This window comes from Corallococcus sp. AB032C (genome assembly GCF_003668935.1).
Taxonomy (GTDB): Bacteria; Myxococcota; Myxococcia; order Myxococcales; family Myxococcaceae; genus Corallococcus; species Corallococcus exiguus.
The window spans coordinates 39,169-48,461 of the sequence record NZ_RAWP01000080.1; the positions used below are offsets into that span (position 1 = coordinate 39,169).

At 70.1% G+C, this 9,293-nt stretch carries 9 protein-coding genes and 1 pseudogene; 2 read left to right on the forward strand and 8 right to left on the reverse strand.

Features of this window, described 5'->3' with window-relative positions; all coding sequences use genetic code 11:
* Positions 1 to 4: 4 nt before the first annotated feature.
* Both D7X99_RS29235 and D7X99_RS29240 read right to left on the reverse strand, forming a co-directional pair.
* A complete protein-coding gene (locus D7X99_RS29235; protein ID WP_121780653.1) occupies positions 5 to 634 on the reverse strand; it encodes a response regulator transcription factor in 630 nt (209 codons plus the stop codon).
* Between the two features lie 99 nt (positions 635 to 733).
* Positions 734 to 1,804, reverse strand: a complete 1,071-nt coding sequence (locus tag D7X99_RS29240) for a dipeptide epimerase (protein WP_120579163.1) — start codon at positions 1,802 to 1,804, stop codon at positions 734 to 736.
* Between the two features lie 197 nt (positions 1,805 to 2,001).
* Here D7X99_RS29240 and D7X99_RS29245 point away from each other — a divergent pair, with 197 nt between their 5' ends.
* Positions 2,002 to 4,047: a PAS domain-containing protein gene (locus D7X99_RS29245; protein WP_233613807.1), complete on the forward strand. Its 2,046-nt coding sequence runs from the start codon at positions 2,002 to 2,004 to the stop codon at positions 4,045 to 4,047.
* Here the strand turns inward: D7X99_RS29245 and D7X99_RS29250 are convergent.
* From D7X99_RS29250 to D7X99_RS29260, 3 genes are all read right to left on the reverse strand, one after another.
* Entirely contained in the window at positions 4,013 to 4,708 is a 696-nt protein-coding gene (locus tag D7X99_RS29250) for a suppressor of fused domain protein (RefSeq protein WP_121780654.1), read from the reverse strand. The genes D7X99_RS29245 and D7X99_RS29250 overlap by 35 nt on opposite strands.
* Before the next feature lie 95 nt (positions 4,709 to 4,803).
* Positions 4,804 to 6,003, reverse strand: a complete 1,200-nt coding sequence (locus tag D7X99_RS29255; RefSeq protein WP_121780655.1) for a GNAT family N-acetyltransferase — start codon at positions 6,001 to 6,003, stop codon at positions 4,804 to 4,806.
* A 93-nt stretch (positions 6,004 to 6,096) separates the two neighbouring features.
* Positions 6,097 to 6,507: a helix-turn-helix domain-containing protein gene (locus tag D7X99_RS29260; RefSeq protein WP_121780656.1), complete on the reverse strand. Its 411-nt coding sequence runs from the start codon at positions 6,505 to 6,507 to the stop codon at positions 6,097 to 6,099.
* 108 nt (positions 6,508 to 6,615) lie between these two features.
* Here D7X99_RS29260 and D7X99_RS29265 point away from each other — a divergent pair, with 108 nt between their 5' ends.
* The gene (locus D7X99_RS29265) at positions 6,616 to 7,473 is read left to right on the forward strand and encodes an SDR family oxidoreductase (protein WP_121780657.1); all 858 of its coding nucleotides are present in this window, start codon (positions 6,616 to 6,618) and stop codon (positions 7,471 to 7,473) included.
* Positions 7,474 to 7,515: 42 nt separating this feature from the next.
* On the opposite strand, the gene D7X99_RS29270 is transcribed toward D7X99_RS29265, so the two are convergent.
* The 3 genes and pseudogenes from D7X99_RS29270 to D7X99_RS29280 all read right to left on the reverse strand — a co-directional run.
* On the reverse strand, positions 7,516 to 7,986 hold the full coding sequence (locus tag D7X99_RS29270; protein ID WP_121780658.1) for an NUDIX hydrolase: 471 nt from the start codon (positions 7,984 to 7,986) through the stop codon (positions 7,516 to 7,518).
* 93 nt (positions 7,987 to 8,079) lie between these two features.
* Positions 8,080 to 8,550, reverse strand: coding sequence for an NUDIX hydrolase (locus D7X99_RS29275; RefSeq protein ID WP_121780659.1), 471 nt, complete (start codon positions 8,548 to 8,550; stop codon positions 8,080 to 8,082).
* A 99-nt stretch (positions 8,551 to 8,649) separates the two neighbouring features.
* Positions 8,650 to 9,293 (reverse strand): annotated as a pseudogene (locus D7X99_RS29280) (serine/threonine protein kinase); the annotation flags it as partial.

Below are 9,293 nucleotides of genomic sequence, written 5' to 3' on the forward strand. Positions count from 1 at the left end.
GCAATTAGAGCGTCACCAGTCCCATCCGCGCCGCGCGCACCACCGCCTCCGTGCGGCGCTGCACGCCCAGCTTGGCCAGCACCGCGTTCACGTGGAACTTGGCGGTGTGCTCGCTGATGTCCAGCCGGTCCGCGATGGCCTTGTTGGACAGGCCCTCCGCCAGCAGCCCCAGCACCTCGCGCTCACGTGGCGTCAGCGTGTCCGGGCCCGGGGCTCCCGTGGGCGCCGTGCTCCTGGGCGCGGCGCGCACCTGGGACAGACCCGGTTCGAACACCGTGAGGCCTCGCGCGACCGCGTGCAGCGCGGCCCCGAGCATCCCCGGGGCCACGTCGCGGAACAGCAGGCCCTTCGCGCCCGCGCCCAGCGCCAGCTCCCCCGCCGCCTCGTCCGCCACCAGCGCCAGCACGGGCGCGCCCAGGTCCGGCGCCGCGCCTTCCTCCAGCCGCAGGCCCGTGTCCCAGAGCACCACGTCGGGCGGCTCGCCCCGCGCGGCCTCCAGCTCCACCTGCGTGCCCGCCGCCACCACCGTCCAGGTCTCCGCCTGGTCGCTCAGCGCCCGTGCGAGCGCACCCCGGGCCAGGGGGTCCTCCGACACGAGCGCGAGCCTGGGCGATGACGAGGGCGCATCCAACATGAGCCCCTCATCCCTAACCGCGCCCGCCGCGTTCGCCACGCCGCACGGCGCCAGAACGCCTTTTCTTCCCTCCGGGCCACGGCCCTGTGAAGAGAGGCCTCAGCGCAGCGTGACGCCGTGCCCCAGCGCGTTCGGGTCCAACGTCAGCCGCGAGCCCGAGTACTGACCGCCGCCCTGGAACGGGTGGTTCGCGATGAACAGCGGCGTGTCCAGGTCCGCGTAGCTGAAGCCGCCCAGCCCCGCCGCCAGGTGCGCGGACGCGGTCATCGCGAGCACGCTCTCCACCATGCCGCCCACCATCAGCTCCAACCCCGCCGCGCGGGCGAGGCTCCACATCGTCACCGCATCCACCATCCCGCACTTCATCGTCTTGATGTTGATGCCGTGGCACGCGTTCTCACGGATGAGCCGCAGCACGTCCTTCACCGAGCGCGCCGACTCGTCCGCGCATATCGACACCTTCGAGCGGTGCGTCACCTCCGCGAGCCCCGCGACGTCGGCCACCGGCTGCTCGAACAGCGACAGCGGCACCTCCGCGCGCTCCAGTTCCTTGAGGAACGCCAGCGCCTCCGCCACGTCATAGCCCCCGTTCGCGTCCGCGATGAGCCGCGCCTTCGGGGCCTCCTGGTGGATGGCCACGAGTCGCGCCGCGTCCGTGTCCGGGTCCAACGCGCCGACCTTCACCTTCACCGTGTCGATGCCGCGCCCCAGGATGGCCCGCGTCGACGCCACCGCGTGCGCCACGTCTCCGGCGGTGACCGTCATGTCGATGTCCAGCGACGTCCCCGCCCCGCCGAAGAAGGCGTACATCGGGATGCGGTGGTGCCGCGTGAGCGCGTCCAGGAGCGCGATCTCCACGCCACACCGCGCGGCCGGCGCCAGCGTCAGCGCATCCCCCAGCGCCTCCGACGCAGGCCGCCACTCCTGGGCGTCGCGGCCCACGAGCAGCTCGCGCACCGGCTCCAACGAAGCGAGCGTGCTGGCTTGCGTCTCCCCGCTCACCGCCGTGAAGGGCGCCGCCTCGCCCAACCCCACGGTGCCGTCCGCGAGCGTCACGCGCACAAGAACATTCTCCGCCGCCAACTGCGCGCCAGTGGCGATGGCGAACGGCTCCGTCAGGGACAGGTGCAGGGCTTCGAACGAGACGTGCGTGATGAGGGTAGGGCGCATGGGCAGGCACGAGTCTGGCCGACGTTCCGGTCCAGAGGGGAGTCTTTCCATTCCTTCCGGTTTTTACTCTCACGTGTCTGTAATTCGAGAAGGTTAAGAAAGATACGAAGACTGGGGCTGGCTTGAGCCGCAGTGCGATTCGTGGCGACATGCGGGCTTCCCGGGGGTTGGGCACTGCCTGGGCCGCGAGGAGGCGGATGTCCGCGACCGATACGACCGTGGCCCTCCCGCTCCCGGATGCGCTCCTGGCCGCGTTGGAGGAGGCCGAGCGCGAACACCCGGAGGCGTGCATGGTGCTGCGCGCCGTGCGCTCGCCGGGCGGAGTCATCCTGGACTTCGAGTGGCTGTGGGCGAACCCCGCCGCGGCGCGCGCGCTGGGCCGGGGGCCGGAGTACCTGCGCGGCCGGCGCCTGGGCGAGGTGTCCTCGAAGGGCGGCATCGCCGGCCGCATGGACCTCTTGCGTCAGGTGGTGGAGTCCGGCCGGCCGCACGCGGACCACTTCACCGAAGGGGAGGTGCTGCTGCAGGGCACGGCGGTGCCGCTGCGGGACGGGGTGCTGTTGCGCCTTCGTGACATCACCAGCGCCCAGCGGGTGGAGGAGGGGCTGCGCGAGACGCTGGACTGGGTGCGCGACGTGCTGGAGAGCATGCCGGACGCCTTCTTCACCGTGGACGCGGACTGGCGCCTCACCTACGTGAACCGCAACGCCGCCGCGCTCACCGGCCGCTCTCAAGAAGAGCTCTTCCGCCGCGTGCTGTGGGAGGCGTGCCCGGAGCTGTGCGGCACCCCGTTCGAGCGCACGATGCGCGAGGTGGCCGCCGAGGAGAGCTACCGCCTCTTCGAGCTGCGCACCGGCAGGGACCGCTGGCACGAGGTGCACGCCTGGTCCAGCGGCCGCAACATCTCCAGCTACGCGCGCGACATCACCGACAAGAAGCGCGTGCAGGCGGAGCGCGACGCGCTGCTCTCCCGCGAGCGCTCCGGCCGCCTGGAGGCGGAGGCCCTGGCCCAGCGCCGCACGCACGAGCTGATGGCCGCGCGCGAGCGGCTGGTGCAGTCGGAGAAGCTGGCCATGGCGGGCCAGCTGGCCGCGGGCGTGGGCCACGAAATCAACAACCCCCTGTCCTACGTCGCCGGCAACCTCCAGTTCGCGGTGGAGCAGCTCACTCCGCTCGCCCGCCGTCCGGGGCTCCAGGACGTGTTGGGCGAGGCGCTGGAGGCGCTGCGCGAGGCGAAGGAGGGCGCGGAGCGGATCCGCGTCATCGTGCGCGACCTGCAGACCTTCGCCCGCGCGGACGAGCTGCGCCTGGGGCCGGTGGACGTGCACGCGGCGCTGGAGTTCGGCATCTCCATGGCCATGACCCACCTGCGCAGCCGCGCCCAGGTGGAGCGCCACTTCAGCCAGGTGCCGCCCGCGCTGGCGCACGAGGCGCGCCTGGGGCAGGTGTTCCTCCACCTGCTCATCAACGCCGCGCACGCCATCCCCGCCGGCGCCTTCGAGCGGCACCGCGTGACGCTCACCACCCGCCGCGAGGGCGCGTGGGTGCTGGCGGAGGTGTCCGACACCGGCCTGGGCATGACGCCGGAGGTGCTCCAGCGCGCCTTCGAGCCGTTCTTCACCACGCGGCCCGTGGGGGAGGGCAGCGGCCTGGGGCTGTCCATCTGCCTGGGGCTCGTGCGCAGCATGCACGGCGAGCTGACGGCCACCAGCATCCCCGGCATGGGCAGCACCTTCCAGGTGCGGCTGCCCGTCTCGGAGCCGATTGTCCACCCGGGAGTCCCCGCGGTGCGCGCGGACGACGGGCCTTCTCGCAAGCGCGTGCTGGTGGTGGACGACGAGCCGCAGCTCACCTCGGTGCTCCGGCGCATCCTCGGCCGGCAGCATGACGTGGTGGTGGCGCACAGCGGCCGGGAGGCGCTGGCGCTGCTGGAGCAGGACGACGCCTTCGACCGCGTCTTCTGCGACCTGATGATGGCGGACCTCACCGGCATGGACGTGCACGCGGAGCTGTCCCGGCGCCGGCCGGAGCTCCTGTCGCGCTTCGTGTTCATGACGGGCGGCAGCTTCACGGAGCGCGCCCGCGCCTTCCTCCAGGCCGTGCCGCTGCCGCGCATCGAGAAGCCCTTCGAGCCGGGCCTCCTGCACTCGCTGGTGGAGTCCTCGCCGCCGCGCGCCGGTCAGCGCGTCGGCGGCGAGCGTGGGGGCGCTACAGCTTCACCTCGTCGCGCTCCGGGCGCGTGATGAACGCGGAGCTCGGGTTCGCGGGGTCGGCCAGCCGCTTCAGCAGGCTCTCCATGCCGTTGGAGCGCGCGAAGGCCATCTCGTTCTTCGTCACGCCCACCAGCGTGAGCAGCTCCACCTGGCCGCTGGGCAGGGTGAAGTGGCTGGGGCGGTTGGCGTCCTTCACGAACACGAAGCCGGCGAGCTTCGTCTCACTGCCGGTGAGCGTGCCGTCCACCGGGTAGCGGTGGCCCATGGCGAACAGCCGCGCGCACACGAGGTTGTAGGCCATCATGTCCAGGAGGCGCAGCACCGGCCAGCGCTCCTCCTCGGGCGTGTGGATGACCATCTCGTAGCCCAGGCCGCTGCGGGCGTCGTCCGCCAGGTCCTCGCCGGGGGCCACCGTGAAGGGGTTGGACAGGCCGCTCGTGACGTAGGTCCAGTACGGGTGCTCTGGACTGGGAGGCGCCACGCGCACGCCCATGGGCAGCCAGTTCGGATCCATCTCCGTGCCCTGGGCCAGCTCGCTCTCCAGCCACCCCTCCAGCACGCCGGTGCCCTCCAGGAGGTCCACCTCCTCTCGGATGGCGCCGAACAGCTTCGGGTACTCCACCTCGTCGCGGTCCGCCCAGCAGTCTTCGTACCACTGGATGAAGTCTTCCTCTGTCTCCGGGACTTTCATGGGGGCGGACTCTAGAGCTTCACCCCGATTTCACAACTTGAACCGAGCGCGGATGCCCACCGGCCGGTGGGCTGGCGGACAGACGTTCAGGTTTTTCAGGTACCGGTGGACCCGGGGGCCCCTCCGGCTCCGGAGCCAGCCCACGGCTTGAGGCCGCAGATGCGCTCCGCCTCCTCCACGGCGGGTGCCAGCCGCATGTGCTCCATGCGCAGGAAGCTCCGCACGGCCTTGTCCAGGCGCTTGTCGAAAATCAGGTGGGCGCTGTGCACGGCGGTGGGCTCGAAGCCGCGAGTCACCTTGTGCTCGCCGCCGGCGCCGGGCTCGAACACCTTGCGGCCCGAACGGATGCAGTCGTCCACGGACTGATACAGGCAGACGTTGAAGTGCAGGAAGGGGTGCTCTTCCGTGCAGCCCCAATAGCGGCCGTAGAGCCGCTCCGGCGTGGCCAGGTTGAAGGCCCCGGCGATGACCTGCCCGTCCTTCACCGCCTCCACCATCTCCACGGTGTCGGGCAGGTCGCGGAAGACGCGCTCGAAGAAGCCCGGGGTGAGCTGCACCTGGCCCCAGGCGTGGCGCTCGCAGGTGGACGTGTAGAAGGTGTACGCGCGCTGGGCGTGCTCCGGTGTCAGGTCCGCGCCGCGCACGGTGCGCAGCTGGATTCCCTGCGTGGCCGCGGCGGCGCGCTCGCGCTTGAGCTGGTTGCGGCGCTTGGAGTCGAAGCGGGCCAGGTAGTCGTCGTAGCGCTGGTAGCCCGGGTTCTTCCAATGGAACTGGAGCGTGATGCGGCGCGCGAGCCCGGCCTCCTCCAGGAAGTCCGCCTCTTCATCCGTGGGGTAGAGCACGTGCACGCCGGAGCAGTCCTGCGCCTGGGCGGTCTCCACCGCGGCCTGGAGGAGCGCGCGGCGCAGGAGCGCGGCGTCTTCTCCGGGGGCGGTGAGGAAGCGCGGCACGGTGGCGGGGGACAGGGGGCCGCCCACGAGCAGCTTCGGGTAGTACTCCACGCCCAGCTGGGAGGCGGCGTTGGCCCAGCCGAAGTCGTAGATGTACTCGCCCATGCTGTGGAACTTGAGGTAGGCGGGCGCGGCGGCGACCAGCTTCTTGCCCCGCCACAGCGTCAGGTGGTGCGGGGCCCAGCCGGTGTCCTCGGTGGCGCTGCCGCTCTCCTCCATGGCGGACAGCCACGCGTGGCGCACGAAGGGGGGCGCGCCGTCGGCGACCAGGGCATCCCACCAGGCGGCCGGGACATCGCGGATGGCATCGAGAATGCGGACCTTGAGCGGGGTGTCGGCGGGCACGGGAGCAGTCTTAACGCGGGCCTGTCCCCTTCGCTCCCGTTCGTCCCGTTGGAGAGCATCCGGGCGAGCAGGCTCGGGGCCGCCCGGGGCCTCTCAGGAGGCCTTCTTGCGGGGCGTCGCCTTGGTCCGGGCGGTCATCACCCGGTGCACGTTGTCTTCAATCCAGGAGGTCAGCGCCTCCACGTGGACGGCCACCTCTTCACCCAGGGGCGTGAGGCTGTAGTCCACGTGGGGAGGAATCACGGGGTGGGCTTCCCGGTGCACGAAGCCGTCCTGCTCCAGGGCCTGGAGCGTCTGGGCGAGCATCTTCTCGCTCACCCCGCCCACCTTGCGGCGCAGCTCACTGAAGCGGTGGGTGCCCTCCTCCTTGAGCGCGACGAGCACCAGCACGCCCCACTGGCTGGTGACGTGCTCCAGGACGCCGCGCGAAGGACACGCCGCCGCGTACAGGTCCCCGCGCTGCTTCACCTTCTCCAGCAATGGACTGCCCTTGCTTGCCTTCATGGCGTGACACTTACCATGAGGTGCGTACTTACGAAAAGTGAGTACCCCCGTTACGGTAAGCCCAGTTCGATTTCGCGCCTGGAGCGCGAGCAAGGAAAGGGCGGAGCCATGTTCGTTGTCACGGGAGCCTCGGGGAAGCTGGGCCAGTTCGTGGTCGAGGGGTTGCTGAAGAAGGTGCCGGCGGACCAGGTGGCGGTGGCGGTGCGCAATCCGGACAAGGCGAAGGCCTGGGCCGCGCGCGGCGTGCAGGTGCGCAAGGTGGACTATGACCGCCCGGAGACGCTGAACGGGGCGTTCGGGAAGGGGGACACGGTGCTGCTCATCTCCGCGAACGAGGTGGGGAAGCGCTTCCCGCAGCACTCGGCGGTGATTGAGGCGGCGAAGAAGGCGGGCGTGAAGCTGCTGGCCTACACGAGCATCCTGTTCGCGGACAAGAGCGGCCTGTCGCTGGCGGGGGAGCACAAGGCGACGGAGGAGGCCATCCGCGCGTCAGGCATCCCGTACGTGTTCCTGCGCAACGGCTGGTACGTGGAGAACTACACGGAGCACGTGGGGCCGGCGCTCCAGTACGGCGTGGTGCAGGGCAGCGCGAAGGAGGGCCGGGTGGCCACGGCGACGCGTGAGGAGTACGCGGACGCGGCGGTGGCGGTGCTGACGGGCGCGGGCCACGAGAACCAGGTGTACGAACTGGCCGGTGACGCGAGCTTCACGCTGCCGGAGTACGTGGCGGAGCTGTCGCGCCAGTCGGGCAAGCCGGTGAAGTACGTGGACCTGCCGGTGGCGGAGTTCTCCGCGGCGCTCCAGGGGGTGGGCGTGCCCAAGCCCTTCGCTGACACGCTGGCGGACGCGGACGCGGGCCTGTCGCGCGGGGAGCTGAACGACACGGGCCGCACGCTGAGCCGGTTGATTGGCCGGCCCACGGCGCCGTTCGGGAACGCCATTGGCGCGGCGCTGAAGCAGGGCTGAGCTCTGGGTGGCGCCCCCTGGCCCGCGAAGTCACTTCGCGGGTCAGGCTTCCTCGTCGGGTAGAAGCGTGCGGAGCAGTTCATCGTCAGGTCCGAGCGGACGCCAGCCGGGCGGTGGCGGATGGGCGCGGAGCGAAGCTCTAGCCTGCTTTACGCGCTCCTCATGCGTCTCGGGGGTGTAGCTACTCCAACGGGCGAGCACTTGGGCAACATCGAATCGGTTTGTGTCATCCACCACGGGTGGCCATCCATTTGGAAGATGCTGGAACAATTCGCGCACGAACTGCCCTCGAACCAGGCGTGTCACCTGCCTGCGCTGCTCCGCCTCCGCCACCAACCCGCTGAACACCTGCACCCCGGCGACGTCGTCCGCCCCGAGTTCACCGGCCAGCGCCACAAGTGATGCGGTAGGACGTGCTTCGGCAAAGGCGGTCAGTGAGTCGTAGCCGCGTTCGCGGACGCGTTCGTACAGACGGGCCTTCCAGTTCCCCTGCCACGAACGTCCGTCGGTCATCGCCTCCTGCCCCTGGTGAAGTTCTGCGGGACGAAGTGTCGGTGTCGCAACGTGGCGCCCCGCCTTGTCAACTGGCGGGGCCGCCGCTGCCGGTCAGGCTTCCTCGTCAGGCAGGCGCATGCGGAGTAACTCGTCATCGGGCCCGAGCGGACGCCACCCAGGAGGCGGCGGACTGGAGAGGAGCACATCGCCGGCCCGGTCAACGCGCTCCTTGTGAGTTTCTGGGGTGTAAGCGAACCAAGAGCCGAGGGCCATGGCTACCTTGACTCGGTTCGCGTCATCCAGCACGGCTGGCCAACCGTTGGGAAGGCTCTGAGACAAGAGGCGCACGAGAACATCCCGGACAAAGCGCGTGACCTGCTTGCGCCGTTCCGCCTCTCCGAGCAACCCGCTCAACACCTGCACTGCTGCAACGTCATCTTTGCCAAGCTCGTCGGCCAGTGCGTACAGCGGGACAGCGGGACGCGCATCGGCAAAGGCTGTGAGCGAGTCGAAGCCGAGCGCGCGGATCCGTTCGTACAGGCGTGCCTTGATGTTGCCCCGCCATGCATCTCCGCCACTCATCGGCTACTCATGGACGTGAAGTTCATCGGGAGCAGGGCATCCGCCACCATGGGCGGACTGCCCGCGAGTTGGGCCCGCTGGATGGCACTCCGGCCCCACTCAGGGCCAGCGGTGCACAACACGACCGTCACCCGTGTTGCGTGCCTCCACCTTGCCGTCCTTGAACTCCCCGGCTTCAGTCTCAACCACGAAGCAAATCGGATAATCGGCCTGTCCCGGGAGCTTCACCCGGTCATACCGGACGACGAGCGCGGGCCCCTCCGCACGGCCCATCTTGTCGGAGAGGTAGTACGCCTTGCCGTAGAAGCGTGTCCCAGGTGGGGCGACCGCCTCTTGACGGTCGTCGTTGATGCCTTTCGGGACCACCCCCACCACCTCCGCGCCGGCGGTGTGCCAGACTGGTCCATCTAGCTTCTGGCGATCGTCGAGTTGAACGATGAAGCGATCGCTGGAGCTCCAGTGGAGCTGCTTCTCCATGGCCTCTTCCGCCCCATCCGGGCAGGTGAAGGACTCGGGCCGGATTTGAACCCCTGGACATCCCGCCGCCAGCGCCGCGACGAGCGACAACGACGCGCACTCAACGGCGGCGATGGCCTTCTTTGGCATACGGGGTGGGCGTCCTTGGGACGGAGCTTCGGGAGCGCGGGTCTTCAAGTCGGATCCTTCCTTCGGAGCAGCGGCGATTGGCGGCCCCGGGGTGGCCACAGGTGGGGAGGTGGGGGTGGACATAGCAGGAGGGGTCC